Origin of the sequence: Streptomyces sp. NPDC093097 (assembly GCF_044754325.1) — a bacterium.
Taxonomy (GTDB): domain Bacteria; phylum Actinomycetota; class Actinomycetes; order Streptomycetales; family Streptomycetaceae; genus Streptomyces.
In genome coordinates, this window is the sequence record NZ_JBIVOW010000007.1 from 54,527 (window position 1) to 73,259 (window position 18,733).

At 73.4% G+C, this 18,733-nt stretch carries 8 protein-coding genes and 1 pseudogene; 4 read left to right on the forward strand and 5 right to left on the reverse strand.

Features of this window, described 5'->3' with window-relative positions; all coding sequences use genetic code 11:
* Window positions 1-560: 560 nt before the first annotated feature.
* Genes ACIQE0_RS14485 through ACIQE0_RS14495 form a run of 3 tightly spaced genes read right to left on the reverse strand, consistent with a single transcriptional unit; the run spans window position 561 to window position 2,730 of the window.
* Window positions 561-980, reverse strand: a complete 420-nt coding sequence (locus ACIQE0_RS14485; RefSeq protein WP_366329082.1) for a septal ring lytic transglycosylase RlpA family protein — start codon at window positions 978-980, stop codon at window positions 561-563.
* Between the two features lie 44 nt (window positions 981-1,024).
* The gene (locus tag ACIQE0_RS14490) at window positions 1,025-1,897 is read right to left on the reverse strand and encodes a glycoside hydrolase family protein (protein WP_402331699.1); all 873 of its coding nucleotides are present in this window, start codon (window positions 1,895-1,897) and stop codon (window positions 1,025-1,027) included.
* Window positions 1,898-1,914: 17 nt separating this feature from the next.
* Window positions 1,915-2,730 carry a thaumatin family protein gene (locus ACIQE0_RS14495; RefSeq protein WP_402331702.1) on the reverse strand — a complete coding sequence of 272 codons (816 nt, stop codon included), beginning with the start codon at window positions 2,728-2,730 and terminating at the stop codon, window positions 1,915-1,917.
* A gap of 745 nt (window positions 2,731-3,475) precedes the next feature.
* Between ACIQE0_RS14495 and ACIQE0_RS14500 the strand changes: the two genes are divergently transcribed.
* Window positions 3,476-3,817, forward strand: a complete 342-nt coding sequence (locus ACIQE0_RS14500) for an SH3 domain-containing protein (RefSeq protein ID WP_402331705.1) — start codon at window positions 3,476-3,478, stop codon at window positions 3,815-3,817.
* Window positions 3,818-3,930: 113 nt separating this feature from the next.
* Here ACIQE0_RS14500 and ACIQE0_RS14505 read toward each other — a convergent pair whose 3' ends face one another.
* Window positions 3,931-12,387, reverse strand: coding sequence for a type I polyketide synthase (locus ACIQE0_RS14505; protein WP_402331708.1), 8,457 nt, complete (start codon window positions 12,385-12,387; stop codon window positions 3,931-3,933).
* A 455-nt stretch (window positions 12,388-12,842) separates the two neighbouring features.
* Here ACIQE0_RS14505 and ACIQE0_RS14510 point away from each other — a divergent pair, with 455 nt between their 5' ends.
* Complete coding sequence (locus ACIQE0_RS14510) at window positions 12,843-14,225, forward strand: rhodanese-like domain-containing protein (protein WP_402331711.1); 1,383 nt, start codon at window positions 12,843-12,845, stop codon at window positions 14,223-14,225.
* 224 nt (window positions 14,226-14,449) lie between these two features.
* Here ACIQE0_RS14510 and ACIQE0_RS14515 read toward each other — a convergent pair.
* Window positions 14,450-14,815, reverse strand: a pseudogene (locus ACIQE0_RS14515) (sensor histidine kinase); the annotation flags it as partial.
* A gap of 102 nt (window positions 14,816-14,917) precedes the next feature.
* Between ACIQE0_RS14515 and ACIQE0_RS14520 the strand changes: the two are divergent.
* Both ACIQE0_RS14520 and ACIQE0_RS14525 read left to right on the forward strand, forming a co-directional pair.
* Window positions 14,918-15,346 carry a hypothetical protein gene (locus tag ACIQE0_RS14520; RefSeq protein WP_402331714.1) on the forward strand — a complete coding sequence of 143 codons (429 nt, stop codon included), beginning with the start codon at window positions 14,918-14,920 and terminating at the stop codon, window positions 15,344-15,346.
* A 984-nt stretch (window positions 15,347-16,330) separates the two neighbouring features.
* Window positions 16,331-18,703, forward strand: a complete 2,373-nt coding sequence (locus tag ACIQE0_RS14525) for a penicillin acylase family protein (protein ID WP_366329068.1) — start codon at window positions 16,331-16,333, stop codon at window positions 18,701-18,703.
* Window positions 18,704-18,733 lie beyond the last annotated feature (30 nt).

The following is an 18,733-nucleotide window of genomic DNA, read 5'->3' on the forward strand; positions in this document are numbered from 1 at the left end:
GGCACCTCACTTCAAGACAAAGGAACTTGCAGGGGAGTGGCGCGGCCCCGAAGGGGCCCGTCTCACCCTCAGCGGCACAGGGATCCTCACGGCGGTGAAACTTCGAGGCCAGGAAATGGATTTCGATGATCGTTGGAGCCTTTCCGGCAAAGGGAGTTGGCGGGTCCTCGAAACCTACAACGGGGGCCGCACCGTCGCCGAAGGCCCAAACGTGCAGGTGACGATCAGGAACGGGGAGTCGCGTGCCGCGAAAGCCGGGCTAGCTGAGCTCGGCGGTTCCCCTTCCGTCCCCCAGGACCGCAAAAGCAGCCCAGTTACCTACACCTGGGCGATGAGCGTCAAGAGGGAGGGGGGCTCCCTGCACCTCTACTACGTGGTAGGCGATCCCGACGCGCGATGGCTGTGCGAATTCACCCACGCTTAGCGCGTGTATGACGTCGCGGTCGCCCAGCCACCTCCGGTGCTCGGCTGAGTGGTCGGTCTTGTCTGCGTGGAGGTTGGCAGGCCGATGCCGGCGCGGTCGTTCTTGGCCGGCCGCGCCGGCGTCGGTGGTGGGGCCCCTACGGCAGCACCTCCTCCGTCACCTCGATGTGGCCCTGGTCGGGGTCGATGACGCCGCCGAGGCGTTGGAAGGCGCCGTCGGTGAGGTCGAGGCACTTGGGTTCCTGCGGGGTCTGGGTGAAGGTGCCGCGGTCGTTGATGCGGACGACGAGGGAGGCGCCGTTCGCGTTGTTGGTGACCTTCACCCGGGTGTTGAAGGGGAGTTGCGGGTTGCGGGAGAGGGAGGTCGCCGCGGTGTCGGCGTTGTTGTCGAAGATTTCGCCGCTGGCGGTGTAGGAGCCGGGCGGGATGGGGCCGTAGTGCGTCGCCCAGCAGGTGTCGGCGCGCGGCGCGGCGGAGCTGGGCGGCGCCGCCACGACCAGCGCGGCGAGGGCGGTGGCGCCGACGGCCAGGCGGGCAAGGGGGAGTGCGCGGGCCATGGTTGCTGCCTTTCCGGAGCGGGAATGCGGGGGAGGGCTGCGGCTCAGCCCGCGGCGCGGTAGGCGGCGCCCACCTGCGTGGCGGTCGTGCCGTTGTACAGTCCGGTGCCGTCGCCGCGGCTGGTGGAGAGCGTGAACCAGGCATACCGCTCGACGAACGGCAGGCCCTGGAGCATGGCCGTCGACTGCTGTACGAAGGCCGCCTGTTGCTCCTGCGTCGGATACCGCGGTGTGCCGGACGAGAAGTCGATCAGGGCGTACTCGGTGAGCCAGAGCGGCTTGTGGTGGCGGTTGTAGGCGGCCTGGAGGTAGCCGCGCAACTGGCCGGTGGCGTTGGCGGCGTTGAAGTCGGCGCCGTACCAGTGGACGGGCACGAAATCGACCTTGAGGCCGCGGCCGGCGGCGCCCTGGAGGAACTGGTCGAGCCAGCTGCCTGCGGTGTCCGCGCCGGTGGCCACCGCGGGCGCGCCGAGCCGCAGGCCCGTCGACTGCAACCGGGGCCACAGGTCGAGCGCTTGCTGCACGGGCATGGTCGCCTGCCCCGGATGGTCGGGCTCGTTGAAGCCGAGCAGGGTCGTGCCCTGCCGCTTGGCCTGGTTCAGCTCGTCGTCGGTCACCGAGCGCGGCCCCCAGATCATCGGGACGAACTCGACGCCGTTGGGTGCGGCGATCCCGGACCGGCCCGAGGACCAGGTGTAGAACCAGCCGGACCGGGAATCGGCGAGGTCCTGGGCGTCGCCGGGGAAGTTCCAGGCGCTGATGCCCTTCTTCTTCACGTTGGCGGCGTGCGGAACCGTGATCCGGTCGGTGGCCGTCGCCGGGGTGCCGTCCGGGGCCGGGACCGCCGCGGCGCGGCCGGCGGCCGAGAGCGCGAGCGGGGCCGCCAGCGCGGCGGTGAGGATGCTTCTTCTGCGCATGGTGCGTTCCCGTCTGTTCAGGCGCCGCGGTGGAATTCGACGGTGAAGCCGCCGCACCGGCTGCACTGCTGCACGACCTGGTTGCCCGGCTCCTGGTCCTGGCCCGACCAGCCGTACGCCTTCGGGCAGTTGGTGGTGATCATGTCGCTGTAGGGGGTCTTGGCATCGCGGTTCGGGCTGGTGCACACCTTCGGTGTGCCGTCGTCCCACCGCGTCAGGTCGGCGGCGGGGCACTTCGGCAGCAGGTCCTCGGCGCAGCCCACCTCGCCGCAGCCGCCACCGGAGCCGGACACCTCGGTGGGCGTGATCGTGATCGGCACGGAGAAGGCGTTGACGTAGCTCACGTTGTACCAAGGCGCCAGGCCGTCGCCGCGGTCGAAGTTGAACTCGGCGAGGCTGACGGGCTGTTCACCGGTGTTCGGCGCGCAGTGGTCGGCGAAGACGCCGCAGTCGCCCAGCTCGCAGTGGAAGCTGCTGCCGGACTCGCCGCTGCACCCCATGCGGGCGAAGAACTTGCCGCGCCAGTGGCCGGGGGCCGCGTCCTCCGGGACGGTGACCGTCGCCGACCGCCCGGGCTCCAGGACCGGCAACGACCCGAAGTTCTTGGAACCGTCGGCGTTGACGGCGCTGCCGACCCAGATCTTCTTGCCGGTGCTGTTGACGAACGTCACCGTGTGGGCGCCCGCGGTGGCCGCGGCCGGCGCGGCGTCGTCGAGTGTCGTGCCCGTGGCCGTCCTCGCCCGGGGCCGGGCGTCCGTTTGCGAGGGGACCAGCGCCAGTAGGGCGGCGACCACGGCGATCGTGGCCGCCAGAGTGCTCAAAGCCTTGCGCAAAAAAGCTCCTCCGTCGAATGTGTGGTGGGAGGCGGGGAGGCGGGGAGGCGGGGAGGCGGGGAGGCGGGGCCGGGCCGGTCACGTCGGTGGGCGGGCGGGGCGAGTGTCGGCGCGCGGCGCGGCGGCCCGGGGCCGGCGGTCCCGGCCGAGCCGGAGTCGGGCGCCCGCGGTGCGCCGGGAGGACGGGGCGGGGCCTGCCGCAGCCCTGGCCACGAGGGCACATCAGGTGCGCGTGGCCGTACGTGGGCGGTTGGGGGCCGGTGGATGCGGGAGCGGTAGGCGGACGGTGTCGCGGCCGGTCATCGGTGGGGTCGTGCAGGATGGCAACGTTCCCATCCCCGGGCGCGGAAGTCCCCAGGCGTGCGTACGGGACCCCGACAGGCCCATATGACAGCCGCTGCCTTCGCGCCTGTCAATGGACTACACCACGACGAGACCCGTTTCCGGCCAGGGGGAGGGGGGACGGCGGGGTGCGCCGCGACCGGTCACGCGCACCGGCCCGCTGCGTGGCCGTTCCTCTACCACGCCTCTTCCATGGCCGCCACCTCCCTGCGACGGAATCGGGCGCGGTCGCCCCTCCCCCCGGTGACTGCCCGGTCATGCTGCGCGTCGATGCCGGCGGATCCGGGGCGAAGCAGAGTGAAGGTCGCGGGTGTTCGCGGCGTCAGGGGGGGGAACATCCGGCCCGCGAGGACCCGCCTGCGCACAGACCGATGACCGATTCGGACCTTCAGGGAGCATGTTCATGAGCACGTTCGCACGGAGAGCGGCGGTAGGGGCGGCGGGGCTCGCGCTGGCAGCGACGCTGTCGCCCGTGGCCCAGGCGGATGGCCACGCGGAGACCCGCGCCTCGGCCTCCCAGGGTATGGAGTTGATGGCGTACACCAAGGCCCCCGTCTACGCGAAGCCCAGCAGTTCTTCCAAGAGGTTGGGCACCGTTCAGGCCGGCGGAAAGGTCCGGGTCTGGTGCCAGGCGAAGGGGCCCTCCGGGCACATCTGGTACGCGATCCAAGACCTCGCGCCCGGAGGGCACTACGTGTGGTCGGGGCACTTCATGTCCCTGGCTCACCCGCCCAAGTCCTGCTGATCCACTGATCAGCGGCCCACCTCGGCCCCGTCGTTTCCCTCGCGGACAGCGGCGGGGCCGCTCCGCTTCCGGGACCGGCAGTCGGCGGTGTGGCTGCCGGCCGGCAACTCGCCTCACCTCGGGGCAGGTTGGGGCCGACCCGTGCTGTGGCCGCCCAGCCACTGGTGGATGGCGAGTGCGGTGGTGCGGGTGTGTTCCTCCAGCATGGTGAAGTGGTCGCCGGGCACGGTGACTTCGGCGTGCGGCAGGCTCCAGTCCGGGGCGGGTTCGGCGCCGGGCAGCAGGTCCCGGGCTCGTACGTACAGGGTGGGACAGGCGAGCGGCGCGGGTTCCCAGCCGTTGAAGAGCGCGAAGTATCCGGCCATGGCGGTGAGTCGGTGGGGGCTGGCGGAGGCGAACTCCGCAGCCCGGCGCAGCATGTCCGACGTCATCACGGAGAGCGCCTGACCCTGGTCGCCGTGGCCGGGCGGATAGGTGTCCACCAGGACGACGGCCGCCGGGGCGGCGCCCTCGGACTCCAGACGCTCGGCGACGGCATGGGCCACCCAGCCGCCGGCCGACCGCCCCAGCAGCACCAGGGGGCCTTCGGCCGCGGCGGCGCGGACGGCGAGGGCCTGGGCGGCGACGAGGGCATCCAGTGTGGCGGGCAGCGCCTCTCGGGACTCGAACCCCGGGTGCCGCACCGCGGAGACCGGCCGCAGTCCGCGCAGCCCGGCACCGAGACGCGCGTACTCCTGCGGTCCGGACACCGCGCTGAGCGCGGGGGCGCAGACCAGTTCGGCCCCCGTGCCGCCCGCCGCGAGCACGACGGGTTCGTGCGTCGCACCGGGCGCCCCGGTCCGGTCGAAGACCGGGCGCAGGCGCGCGGCGACGGTGAGGAGCGCCATGCCGTCCCAACTCCGACCTCGGGCACACGCGGTGCGGAAGAGCGCGCCCAGGGAGTCCGGGGCTTCCCCGGTGTGCGGGGCGTCGGCGGTCTGCCTTCGGGCGCCCGGCGCGGGGCCCGCCTCCGGAGCCCCCTTCGGGTTGCCTTCCGGACCGCCGCCCGCTGCGTCGTCCGCTGCGTCGTCCGCCGGTCGGTTCGGGGAGCCCCCAGGGGCGACGGCCTCGGGCCGTGCCGGGCCGTCGGACGTGGCGCCCGCAGGAGCCTCGGCGGCGTACCGCCGCGTCAGCTCGGTGGCGAGCGCGCGCGGCGTCGGGAAGTCGAACAGCAGCGTGGAGGGCAGTGCCAGCCCCGTCCACGCCGCGAGCTCGTTGCGCAGTTCGACCGCGGCCAGTGAGTCCAGCCCCAGGTCCGCCAGCAGGGCGTCCGCGTCGATCTCGTTCGCCCCCTCCGCGTGGCCCAGGACGCGGGCCGCCAGGGACCGGACGTTGGTGAGCAGGCCCCCGCCCCGCTCGCCGGGGGAAGCAGCCGCGGGCACCGGGCCGAGCCGGTCCCCGCGATGAACGCCCGCGTCGGCGGCAGGGGTTGGGCGCCGGTCGGCCGCCGGTTCGCCGCCGCGGAGCGCGGCCGGGGCGAGGCAGGCCGCCACCACCACGGGCTCGTCACCGGCCACGGCGGCGTCGAAGAGGGCCAGGCCCTCTTCCGGTCCGAGGGGGGCGAACCCGGTACGGGCCATCCGTTGCCGGTCCGCGTCGCCGAGGTGCGCCATCATGCCGTCGTCCTGCCGCCAGGGACCCCAGGCGATCGACGTGGCGGGCAGCCCGAGCCGGCCGCGGTGGCGTGCCAGGGCGTCCAACACGCAGTTGGCCGCGGCGTAGTTGGCCTGGCCGGCGGAGCCGAAGGTGCCCGCCACCGAGGAGAACAGCACGAACACGGCCAGGTCGTGACCGCGGGTCAGTTCGTGCAGCGCGAGGGCGGCGTCCGCCTTGGGGCGCAGCACCCGCCGCAGGCGGTCGGTGGTGAGCGCCGTGACGACGCCGTCGTCCAGCACCCCCGCGGTGTGCACGACGCCGGTCAGCGGGTGGGCCGCCGGTACCGCGTCGAGCAGGGCGGCGAGCGCGGTCCGGTCCGCGACGTCACAGGCCCGAACGGTCACCTGGGCGCCCGCCTCGCGCAGTTCCGTGACGAGTTCCCGGGCCCTCGGAGCGTCCGGCCCGCGTCGGCCGGCGAGCAGCAGGTGCCGGACGCCGTGGGCGGCGACCAGGTGCCGCGCCACCAGCATGCCCAGGGAACCGGTGCCGCCGGTGACCAGGACGGTGCCCTCCGGGTCGAGCGGCCGTCGCTTGCGCGGCTTCGGTGCCGCCTCGGCCAGTGGCACCAGTTGCGGTACGTACGCCGTCCCCCGGCGCAGGGCTGCCTCCGGCACCGAGGCGGCCAGCAGGGCGGGCAGCGCGCTGAAGGAGTCGGGGTGTCGGTCCACGTCGATCAGGGCGAAGCGGTCCGGGTTCTCGCGCAGGGCCGAGCGGACCAGTCCCCACACCGGTGTGTGCAACGGGACGGATGCCGTCTCGCCGCCGGACCGGCCGTCACTCCCGCGACCGGCGGCACCGCCCGCGGGGGAGCCGCCGTCGGCCGCAGTGACCGCACCGGACGTCACCAGGACGAGACGGGAGCGGGACAGGTGCGGTTCGGCGAGCCAGTTCTGCACGAGCCCCAGCGCCCGGTCCGCCGCCCGCAGCAACTCGGCGGCCTGGTCCTGCGCGTCGCCGGTCGTGTCGGGCGACGGGCACGGTGCCACGACGACGGCCGACGACGCGTCGCACGCCGCCGGGGCGCGGTACACCGGGACGTCGGAGCCCGGGGGCGCGAGGGCGTCCACCAGCGGGGTGCCCGCCGTGCCCAGAACCGCCCAGCGGGGCATCGCCACGGATGCGGGCGGCGCGGCCAGCGGCACCCAGTCCGTCCGGTGGAGAGCGCCAATGTCTGCCCCGGGGAGGGGGCCGGTGGCTGCGTCCGCCGTCGCGGAGCCGGTACGCGGCAGGGGCCGGAGCGTCAGCGCACGGATCGTCGCCACCGGTGCGCCCGTCTCGTCGGTCAGCTCCACTTGGGTCTGCCCGTCGGGCCCGGGGGCCACCCGTGCCCGCACGTGGCGCACGCCACGGGCATGCACGCGCACGTCACTGAAGGCGAACGGCAGGGACAACCCGCCGGCCGCCGGACCGGACGCCCCGGAACCGTCGGTGACGAGGCCGTTCAGGGCCAGGGCGTGCAGCGCCGCGTCGAGCAGTGCGGGATGCAGGACGAACTCCGGGTGGGATGCCTCCGGGCGCGGTGTTCGGGCCGCTTCGGGCAGCGCGACGTCGGCGTACCACTCCTCCCCGTGCCGCCAGGCGGCGCGCATGCCCTGGAAGGCGGGACCGTAACGCAGCCCGTCGGCGGCCAGTTGCTCGTACGGTCCCCTCCCCGGCCCGTCGGCACCCAGGGGCACCGCGGCCGCCGGCGGCCAGGACGTGTCCGGCCGGGGCACACCGCCGGTCCCGGCGGCGGCCGCCTCCCCGTCCCCGGGCGGCTGCGCCGGCGCCAGAGTGCCGACGGCGTTCCGGAGCCAGGGCTCCTCACCCGCCGCGGTGTGCGGCCGGGAGTGGAAGAACACGGCCCGCCGTCCCGCGGCGTCCGCCCCCGCCACCTTCAGCTGCAAGGCGACGGCGCCTTCCGAGGGCAAGGCCAGCGGCGTGGTCAGGACAAGCTCCGCCAGGACGGCCGCGCCCGCCAACTCCCCGACGTGCAGGGCCATTTCGACGAAGGCGGTCGCCGGCAGCAGGATCTGACCGGCCACCACATGGTCGGCAAGCCATGGCTGGTCGTGCACCGAGAGCACCCCGCTCAGCAGCCACCCGCCGTCGTCGGCCGTGCGGGTGCACGTCTCCAGGAACGGGTGGGCGGGTTCGGCCGTCGGGGACTCGGGCGGCCGCCCCGGGGCGTCCGCCAGCCAGAACCGGCGGCGCTGGAAGGCGTACGTGGGCAGGGCGACGCGCCGCCCGCCGCGGCCGGCGAAGACGGCCCGCCAGCCGACGGGCACGCCGTGCGCGTGCAGCGCGGCCAGCGTGTCGAGCAGGGCGTCCGCTTCCGGCCGCGTCCGGCGCAGCGTCGGCAGGACCAGCGGTGCCGGGCCCCGCGCGCCGCCGCCCGCGTCCGGGCCGGACGCGGCGAGGCCCTCGCGTACCAGGCCGGTGAGCACTCCGTCCGGCCCCAGTTCGACGTAGTGCGCCGTGCCTCGCTCACGCAGGTACGCCACCGCATCGGCGAAGCGGACCGGGCGGCGGACGTGGTCCACCCAGAACTGTGGTGTGCACAGCTCCTCGTCGGTGGCCGCCCGGCCCGCCACGGCGGTGAGCAGCGGCAGCCGCGGCGCGGCGAAGGACAGCCGCCGGACCACCTCCGCGAAGTCGGCGAGCACGGGCTCCATCCGAGCGGAGTGGAAGGCATGGCCGACCCGCAGCGGCGTCACCGAGCGGCCTTGCTTCCGGAAGTACGCGGCGGTCTCCGACACCGCGGCCTCGTCGCCGGAGACGACCACCGAGGCGGGCCCGTTGACCGCGGCGATCTCCACCGCACAGCCGGTGCCGGCGAGATGGGCGGCCACCTCGTCCGCGCCCGCGGCCACCGCCGCCATCGCGCCGCCCGCAGGCAGCGCGTCCATCAGCCGGCCCCGGGCCGCCACCAGTGTGCAGGCGTCCGCGAGGGACAACACCCCGGCGACATGGGCGGCGCTCACCTCGCCCACCGAGTGCCCGGCCACCGCCCCGGGGCGTACCCCCCAGGCCTCGAACTGCCGGAACAGGGCCGTCTCCAGGGCGAAGAGCGCCGGCTGCGCGAACCGGGTCGTCGCCAGCAGCGCGCCCGCCTCCGTACCGGGCCCGGCGAACATGACCTCCCGCAGGGGCACCGGCAGCAGCGGATCGAGCAGGGCGGCGCACTCGTCCAGCGAACGGGCGAAGGCCGGATGCAGATCCCGCGACGCGTACAGTTCACGGCCCATGCCGGCGCGCTGGCTGCCCTGGCCGGTGAACAGCAGGGCCGGCGGCCCCTGGTGGCGGGACGTGCCCGTGTGCACTCCGGGTCGGGTCTCGCCCTCCGCCAACGCCCGCAGGGAGCCGAGCAGTTCGGCGCGGTCCCGGGCCACCACCACGGCCCGGTGCTCGAAGGCCGCACGTGTGGTGGCGAGCGCGTACCCGAGGTCCACCAGGGACGCGTCGGGGGCGGCGGCCACATGGTCGTGCAGCCGTCGTGCCTGGGCCCGCAGCCCCGGCGCGCTCCTGGCCGACACCGGAACGGCCACCGCGGCCCGTCCGGGAGGTGCCGCACCCTCCCGCACCGCCCCGGGCCCGACGCGGCCGCCGACGGCCCCGCCGCCGGCCACGGCAGGCGGCGCGAACTCCCCCTCGCCCGGCGGCTCTTCGAGCACCACATGGGCGTTGGTGCCGCTGATGCCGAAGGAGGACACCCCCGCCCGGCGCCGACGGTCCGTCGCGGGCCACTCCACCGCCCGGGTCAGCAGCGCGATCCGCCCCGGCGACCAGTCGACCCGGGGCGTCGGCTCGTCGGCGTGCAGCGTGCGCGGCAGCACGCCGTACCGCATCGCCTGCACCATTTTGATCACGCCGGCCACTCCGGCGGCGGCCTGGGTGTGACCGATGTTGGACTTCACCGAGCCCAGCCGCAGGGGGAGTTGGCGCTCCTGACGCCCGTACGTCGCGAAGAAGGCCTCCGCCTCGATGACGTCCCCGAGCCGGGTGCCGGTGCCGTGCGCCTCCACCGCGTCGATGTCGCCGGGAGCCAGCCCCGCGTCCGCGAGCGCCTGCCGGATCACCCGCTGCTGCGCCGGTCCGTGCGGTGCGGTCAGGCCGTTGCTCGCCCCGTCCTGGTTCACCGCCGAGCCGCGCACCACGGCCAGCACCGGGAGTCCGGCGCGGCGCGCCTGTGACAACCGGCTCAGCAGCAGCATCCCGGCGCCCTCGGCCCACCCCGTGCCGTCGGCGGACGCGCCGAACGCCTTGCAGCGGCCGTCCGGTGCCAGCGCCCGCTGGCGACTGAACTCCACGAACGACGAGGGCCCCGACATCACCGTGGCGCCGCCGGCCAACGCGAAGGCGCACTCGCCCCGGCGCAGCGCCTGCGCCGCCAGATGCAGGGCCACCAGGGACGAGGAGCACGCCGTGTCGACGGTCAGGGCCGGTCCTTCGAGGCCGAAGGTGTAGGCGATGCGCCCCGAGGCGACGCTTCCGGCGTTGCCGAGGCCGAGGTACCCCTCGACCTGCTCGGGCGTCCTTGCCAGGTGGCGGGCGTAGTCGCTGTACATCAGCCCGACGTACACCCCGGTCGCCGAGCCGCGCAGGGTGGCGGGGACGAGACCGGCGTGCTCGAAGGACTCCCACGCCACTTCGAGCAGCAGCCGGTGCTGCGGGTCCATGGCCAGCGCCTCGCGGGGGGAGATGCCGAAGAAGCCGGGGTCGAAGCGGTCCGCACCGGAGAGGAAGCCGCCCTGGCGGACATACGTCCGTCCCGGCCGCCCGGGGTCCGGGTCGTACAGCGCCCGGGTGTCCCAGCCCCGGTCGGTGGGGAAGGGGCCGATGGCGTCCCTGCCGTCGGCCACCAGCCGCCACAGCTCCTCGGGAGACGCCACGTCCCCGGGGTAGCGGCACGCCATCCCCACGATCACCACGGGATCGTCGTCCGGCCGGGCCGCACTGAGGCTCATGGGCCCGGCGGCGGCCGGCGCGGCGGCGTTCCGCTCCCCGAGGTGGGCGGCGAGCGCGGCGGCCGTGGGAAAGTCGAAGGCGACGGCCTCGGAGAGCGGCAGGCCGGTCACCGCCGACAACCGCTCCCGCAGCACCGTCGCCGTGACGGAGTCCATGCCCAGGTCCCGCAGTGCGGTGCTCGGCTCCACCGCCTCAGGTGCACAGCCGAGCACCGCCGCCGCCTCGCTGCGCACCAGGGTCAGCAGGTCCTCCGCCGGCTTCCCGGTCGCCTCCGCGCCCAGCGCCCGCGCGGGCAGGCCGGCGAGGTCCCGCCGCAGGATCTTCCCGGAGCCGGTACGGGGGATGCCCGCCACCTCGAACAGCTCGACCGGCACCTTGGCGCCGGACAGTTCCGCACGGCAGGCGGCGAGGATGCGCCCCCTGTCCAGCACGCCGCCGCCGGGCCCGGCGACCAGGTAGCCGACCGGCACCTCGCCGAAGGCGGGGTGCGGGCGTCCGGCCACGGCGGCGTCCGCCACCCCCGGAAGCCGCCGCAGCACCGCCTCCACTTCCGAAGGATGGACGTTCACCCCGCCCCGGATGATCAGGTCACTGGCCCGGCCGGTGATCGTCAGTTCACCGGAGGCGTCGATCCTGGCCAGGTCACCCGTGCGGAACCAGCCGTCGCGCAGCACCTCGGCGGTGGCCTCCGGCCTGCCGTGGTAACCGGCCATGACCCCGGGCCCGTCGACCCACAACTCGCCCTCGCCCGTGTCCCGGCCGTCGGGACCCCCGCCGACCCGGACCCGGGTGCCGGGCAGCACCCGGCCGCACGCCCCGGGCGCCGTCGCCTCGCCCGGCGCCGCCATGGTGACCGGGCCCGCCTCCGTGCTGCCGTAGTGCTCCAGATAGGGGACCTGGCAGATCGCCTCGAAGGACTCGCGGAACCCGGGCCCCGCCGCGGCACCACCGCTGACGCAACCCCGCAGCGCGGGGGCGCCGAGACCGCCGCCGTCCGCACCGCCCGCCTCGCCCCGGACCGCGTCGAGCAGCGCCGCATACGTGGTCGGCACCCCGCCGAGCAAGGTGAACGGGGCGTCTGCACACCGCAGTTCGCCGAGCACGCCCGCCACCGAGAACCGGGGCAGCAGCACCGCGCTCGCCCCCACCGCGGTCACCCCGAGGACGCACACCACCTGGCTCATCGCGTGATGGAGCGGCAACGGCCACAGCACGCGGTCCCGTTCGGACAGGCCCAGGACGCCGACGAGGCCCGTCGCGACCGGCGAGAGGCGGTTGCGCTGGGTGGACAGGACGCCCTTGGGCACGCCGGAGGAGCCCGAGGTGTAGAGCAGCCAGGCCACGTCGTCCAGTGCGAGATCGTCCCGGGCCGGCCTCCGCGGCTCGGTACCCGCCAACTCCTCGTACCGCAGCACACCGTCCGCGACCGCGGCGGCCCGGCCCCCGGCCGCGCCGGCCCCGTCCGCCGGCTCCGCGGCATCCGCGGACGAAGGCGAACCCCCGGCCCCGTCCTCGTCGCCGCCTTCGGCCACCACCACGGTCAGCCCGGACCGGAACGACAGTGCTCGCCGTCGCGCCAGGCAGGCGGCGTCGGTGATGAGCACCCGTGCCCCGCTGCCGTCCAGCAGGCGGGCCAGCTCCTCCTCCGGGCTCCCGGGGTCCAGCGGCACGCCCACGCCGCTCGCCCGGGCGACGGCGAGCAGGCTCTCCACCGCCTCGACGCGGTTGCCGAGCAGTACGGCCACCCGGTCACCGCGCGCCAGGCCGAGAGCGGCCAGGTGACCGGCGAGCCGTGCGGTCCGCCGGGCCAGCTCCCGGTAGGTCACGGCCCTGAGCCGGTCCTGGAAACAGACCTTGTCCCCGAGGCGACGGGCGTGGTCCCCGAGCAGCTCCGGCAGCGGCTTGACGATGTCGGCGTGCGTACCCACCGCATAACCTCCTTGAGACGCCCCCTCGTTGAGGACGACGTCGTGATCCACCTGGTTGCCCGCCGACGGGGACGGCCGATGGCGGGCCCGCAAGTCCTGACACCCGGGCCCGCTGCAGCGGCTGTCCGTGCGCCTCGGTGGCTGCGGACGGTCGCGAGGCGTGCTGCCGGTGGGGGCGGGAGCACTTTCTGCCATCCGGGATGTGCGTTCCGTGACGGTGTGCGACGTGGTGGTGCGGCGGCGCCGGTGTCGCTATCCGGAGCGGCTCGGGTCGGGTGGGGCGGGGGAGGGGGTACGTGCGGGCGGTAGGGGTGGCCCGTTCGGCGGGTGATACCCAGGGGGGTATTGTGGGAAGTGCGAGCGATACCCCTCCCCGTATTTACCCGGGTGTGTGGCGGGCCGATGCGGCTGTCCCGCCCCCGGGGGCCGAAACCGCTGGAATCAGGAGAGATCACGTGTTCTTCACCCAGTACTACCTCGACTGCCTCTCCCAGGCTTCGTACCTGATCGCCGACGAGAACACCGGCCGTGCGGTGGTGGTGGACCCGCGCCGCGACATCGACGAGTACGTCGCCGACGCCGAGGCGCACGGCTTCACGGTCGAGGCCGTCATCAACACCCATTTCCACGCGGACTTCCTGGCCGGGCACCTGGAACTGGCCGCACGCACCGGTGCCTGGATCGGCTACGGCCGCCGCGCCGAAACCGAATACGCCATCCGCGGGCTCGCCGACGGCGAACGGATCAGCCTGGGCGACGTCACCCTCCAGATCATGGAAACCCCCGGACACACCCCCGAATCCATCAGCGTGCTCGTCTACGAACACGCCACGGACGAGGTCCCCTACGGCGTCCTCACCGGCGACGCCCTGTTCATCGGCGACGTGGGCCGCCCGGACCTGCTGGCCTCCGCCGGTGTCACGGCCGACGAACTCGGCCGGATGCTCTACGACAGCGTCCAGCACAAGCTCATGGGGCTGCCGGACGAGGTGCGGGTCTTCCCCGCACACGGCGCCGGCTCCTCCTGCGGAAAGAACCTCTCCACGGAGCGGCAGTCCACCATCGGCGCGCAGCGTGCCACCAACTACGCCTGCGCGCCGATGAGTCAGGACGACTTCGTCGCCCTGGTCACCGCCGGCCAGTCCGCCGCCCCCGGCTACTTCGGCTACGACGCCACCCTCAACCGGCAGGACCGCGCCCTGTTCGACACGGCGCGATCCCACCGCCCGCTGGACGCTGCGGAGTTCCGCACCCGCCGGGACGCCGGGGCGGTCGTCCTCGACGCCCGCAGCCCGCAGGAGTTCGCCACCGGCCACCTCCGCGGCGCCCTCAACGTCCCCGCCGACGGCCGCTTCGCCGAACAGGCCGGCGCGGTCCTCACCCCGGACGCCGAGATCCTCGTCGTCGCGCCGGAAGGGCGCGAGGAAGAGGTGATCACCCGCCTCGCCCGCATCGGCTTCGACCACGTCGCCGGCCATCTGCGCGACACCGAGACCGCACTGGTGGCCTTCGCCGACGACCTCCCCCCCGCCAGCCGCCTCACCGTCGACCACCTGCGCACCGCCCTCGCGGAGGAGCGGGCCCCGCTCGTGATCGACGTACGCACCTGCGGTGAGCGGGCCGAGGGGGCCGTCGAGGGCTCTCTGCACATCGCCCTGAACGAACTGCCCCGACGCCTGGCAGAAATCCCCACCGACCGCCCACTGGTGCTGCACTGCGCCGGCGGACACCGCTCCTCCATCGCCGCCAGCCTCCTGCGCCACCACGGCTTCACCGACGTCTCCGATCTCCTCGGCGGCTACGCCGCCTGGGACGCCGCGCAGCAGTCCGCCGCCTGAAGGTCCCACCTCTCCCCGCCGGCTGACCGGCGTACCGCCGCATCGGCACCCCCTTGCGTCAACGACCCATACGGAAGCCTGAGTCGGGGCACCAGTCGGTTCTTGGCGTGAGGGGGCGGGGGCCGGATCCAAGAGGGGATCGAGCGGACGGATCGGTTGCCCGCGGCCGGCGCGATTCCCGTTCCGCGCAGAGAGGAAAGTGGGCGCCGCCGGACCCGTCGCCGTCAGCCGTCGTCGCCCGTCTCCGGGAGCAGCGGAAGGGTGAGCCGGAAGACGGAGCCTGCGCCCGGAGTGCTGCGCGCCGTGACGGTGCCGCCATGCGTCTCCGCGAGTTTGCGCACGATCGACAGGCCGAGGCCGCTGCCGCCGGTCTGTCTGCTGCGGGACTTCTCGGCGCGCCAGAAACGGTCGAAGACATGCGGGAGTTCGTCCGGCGCGATGCCCGCACCGGTGTCGGCCACGTCGATCCGCACGGTCCCGTCCGCCGCCCGGGAGCGCAGGGTCACCGTGCCGCCGCGGGGTGTGTGCCGGATCGCGTTGGAGACCAGGTTGCCGGTCATCTGCCGCAGCCGGACCGGGTCCGCGTCGATGCGTGAGGCGTCGTCGGGGCAATCTGCCCACTGGGGGATGTAGGCCCGAGCAAGAGCCGGACGTCCGTTTCTCAACCCAGCCGAGAGCGAGAGGTAGGACGCATGAAGACCGCCAAGAGGATCACCATCGCCGGCACCCTGAGCGCCGTCGCGCTCGGCGCCCTGGTCGTCGTCACCCCCGTGGCGCAGGCCGCCCAGGCGCACGATTCCAGCAGGTGCAATGCGGCGGTAGCGCAGACCAAGCAACATCTGACCCAAGCCGGCCGGTCAAGCACCGCACAGGACTGGCGGGTTCTTCGTAGCGCCGCACAGGTCGCCGTGAGCACCACTCCCCGTGGCGGCGCCGCGATCCAGGCGCTCCGGAACGACATCAGCAACCTGGACAAGCAGTGTGCGACGTCCGTCCCGACCCACCGGACTCCGACTCCGAAGCCGATCCCCACCCCGACTCCCACTCCCCATCCGCCCGTCCCGCCTGCTGCGAACCCGCCGGCCGCCCCGGCCGGCGCCCCTGTGGCACGGACGGTCTGACCAAGGCTGTTCGCGACATCGGCGACTTGAATGAGTCGTGCGGCATCTCGCGGGCCGGAGGACTGCGGCGAATTCGCCGATCGCGCCCCGACGCCGCCGTAGGTGGTGCCCTCTGTATGTGCTTCGACCCAGGGTGAGATCCCGGTCAACTGGGCTTAAAACGCCGAGACTTGGAGTGATCGCACGGGTGTCGGAGTCTTCGGCGTCCTTGCGAGAAGGAGCGGATCCAGAGGCGAGAGGGAGCGGAACCAGCTGCTGGACGGAGGGCCGGCGGCTGGTTCCGCCTTGTCGTGTCGCGGCATTGCCTGTCGCCCCTCGCGCGACCTCGAACGTTTCTGCAGGGGACGCCATTTCGGCAACCTCGGGTCCTGCGGGCGGCGGGCCGCATTCCTTCGTGGTGACGAATTCTTACCCCAGAGGTTATCCGTCAGTAGCGTGTGTGTCGTCGATGGGCCCGAGAGGTGTTGGCGAAATCGAGCCGCCGCCGAACCGTGATTCTTCGAGCCGGATAAACCCGATTCTCGACTCCGAGGGCCAAGGCTTCCGGAGGGCACCGCGTGGTTTCGGGCAATGTGGATGACGGTGCGGATCGTGGGGGTGAGCGAGTGTGTTTGCACCCTGTTCGAAATCTGCGCGGTAAAGCTTCGTGTGCTCTCTTCTCAGGCGGCGCTACTTGCTCTGTAGCCACAAGTCTCCGCATTTCGTGGGGAGTTGGCAGCCGCAGGTGTCGTTCATTTGTTCTGTGCGGTGGCTGCTTGTGGGGGCAGGGCGGGGGCTGGAAGGCATTACTGGCCTCTTGTCTCCCTGAATGGTGGTGGGTAGAAGTTGCTGTCAGCCCGATGCGGGCGGTCGGGGGCGAGCTGCCGGCGGGGGTGAATGGCTTTCATGTCGACGAACCAATACGCCTGTTGGAGGCGTCAGGCCCTGTCGGTGTCCCTTGGTTCTCTGGAATTCCGGCGTCGAGCCTCACTGGTCCTACCGGCCGTGGTGTTCGTCCTCGCGGGGTTGTTGCCGGTGCTTTCGCCGGCCCGGACGCAAGGGGGCGCGGCGTCGGCGTTCGTCGTCGGTCGGCGGCTCGGGGGCACCGGGGTCGGCTACCGCGCCGAGATATACCGGACGAGCTATGGGATCCCGCACATCCGGGCGGCGAGTCTGGGCAGTGCGGCGTTCGGTCAGGGCTGGGCCTACGCCCAGGATCGGCTGTGCGATCTCGCGGACCAGGTGGTCAAGGTCCGCAGCGAGCGCGCGCGGTGGTTCGGCCGCGGACCGGGGGACCGCTACCTGGCATCGGACTTGGGGTATCGCGCCCTGCGCCTGGTGGACCGGGCGAGGCAGTCACTTCGCACGCTGTCGGGGCGTGCTCGGTCCATGATCGAGGGCTACGCCGCCGGGTACAACCGCTACTTGGCCACGGTCGGGCCGCGAGGAGTCCATGGCTGGTGCGCGGGACAGCCCTGGGTGGCCCCTCTCACCGCCGTGGATCTCCTCGCCTACGAGCAGGATCTCGCGATCGCCTCCAGCGGCCGGGTCGTGCTGCCCGCCATCGCCGTGGCGCAGCCGCCGGCCGTCCGTCCCGCTGATCCACGGCACCAGCGGAACCTGCGGGTCCCCCCGGCTGTCGTGGCCGGCTCGGTACGGCCGTCATTGCCGGGTTCCCCTCATGCGGCGCTGGGCAGCAACGGCTGGGCGATCGGCGGCGAGCGGTCGGCCACCGGCCGGGGGGCACTGCTGGCCAACCCGCACTTCCCCTGGCAGGGAGAGCTCCAGCTGTGGGAGTGCCAGCTCACGGTCCCCGGCGAGTTGAACGTCTACGGTGCCGGGGTCGGCGGCCTGCCGGGAGTCCAGATCGGCTTCAACGAGAAGGTCGCCTGGACCCATACGGTCGCACCGGGGGCCCGTTACACCTTCGCCAGGCTCCAGTTGACCGCGGGTGACCCGACGCGCTACCGCCGCGGTGACCGCGTCCGACAGCTGCGGTCGACCACGGTGTCGGTCAAGGTCAGGCTCGCCGGCCGCCGACTCGGCACGGTCACCCGGACGTTGTGGTCGACCGACTACGGGCCGATCGTCGATCTCTCCTCGCTGGAACCGGGCTACGGGTGGAGTACCACCAGCGCCGTCGCCTTCCGCGACGCGAACGCCGGCAACACCCGCCTGCTCGATTTCTGGCTCGACATGGCGCGGGCCGGCAGCGTCGCGGAGGTCGCCGCCGCGAACGCGCGGTACGGCACGCCATGGCTGAACACCCTGGCCACCGACCGCTGCGGCAACGCCTGGTACGGGGACGCGGCGAGCACGCCCTATCTGGGCGATGTGGCGACCAGGGCGTGGCTGGCGAGTCCGATCGGCCTGCTGGACGGCAGCGATCCCCGGCAGGACTGGCTGGTGAGCCCCGACGCGGCCGCGCCGGGACTGCTGCCGCCGAGCAGGTGGCCGCAACTCACCCGCCGGGACTACGTCTTCAACGCCAACAACAGCCCATGGATCGCCAATCCGCACCACCCTCTGGAAGGCTTTCCCGCCGTGCTGGGGGAGCAGCGCACGGCGCTGGAGGCCAGGGCGCGGTTCAACGCCCTCCTGCTCGCCGACTCCGGCCAGGGGCGTGAGCGTCGCCTGGGACTCCGGGAGCTGATGTCCGCGGTGCTGTCCAACGAGACGTTGAGTTCCCGGCTGTTGCTCGGCCCGGTGCGTGAGGTGTGCCGTGCGCAGGTCGCCGCGGCGAAGGCCTGCCACGTCCTCGATGACTGGGACGGCCGGTTCTCCGTCGGGAGCAGAGGAGCCGTGCTGTGGCGCGAGATCATGTCGAAGGTGCTGGCCGTCGCCCCCGACGCGCTGACGGCGGTGGGCCCGCTGTTCCGCACGGCGTTCGACCCGCGCGATCCGGTGCACACCCCCGGCACCCCGAGCCCGGATCCCGCGGTGCTGGGACCGGCGATCCTGGGCGCCCAGCACGCGTTGGAGTCCTTGGGGCTTCCCCTCGACGTCCCGCTCGGCGCCGTACAGCAGGAGAGCAAGGGCGGAAGGCGGCTGCCCATGCCGGGAAGCGCCGATGCGCTCGGCGGGCTTGACGTCGTGGAGTACACCCCGGAGCCGGGGACCACGACGCAACCGGTCCCGCCCTCGGACGGCTTCCAGGTCAACTCGGGCACCAGCATGCTGCTGGCGGTGCAGTTCACCGAGCACGGCCCGGTGGCCAAGGGGCTGCTGACCTTCTCGCAGTCCATCGACCCGGGCTCGCCGCACTTCGCCGACCAGCAAGGGCTGTTCGCCCGGAACACGGCACGCGACTGCCTGTTCAGCTGGCCGGCGATCCTCGCGGACCCCGCATTGAGAACCACCGTCGTCGCATGGCGGTAATCGGCTCGCAGCGTACGCACATGTAGCGGA

Excerpts from the sequence above, each read along its gene's own strand:
- ACIQE0_RS14485 (WP_366329082.1), bottom strand. The coding sequence starts at position 980 with ATGGCCCGCGCACTCCCCCTTGCCCGCCTGGCCGTCGGCGCCACCGCC.
- ACIQE0_RS14490 (WP_402331699.1), bottom strand. The coding sequence starts at position 1,897 with ATGCGCAGAAGAAGCATCCTCACCGCCGCGCTGGCGGCCCCGCTCGCG.
- ACIQE0_RS14500 (WP_402331705.1), top strand. The coding sequence starts at position 3,476 with ATGAGCACGTTCGCACGGAGAGCGGCGGTAGGGGCGGCGGGGCTCGCG.
- ACIQE0_RS14520 (WP_402331714.1), top strand. The coding sequence starts at position 14,918 with ATGAAGACCGCCAAGAGGATCACCATCGCCGGCACCCTGAGCGCCGTC.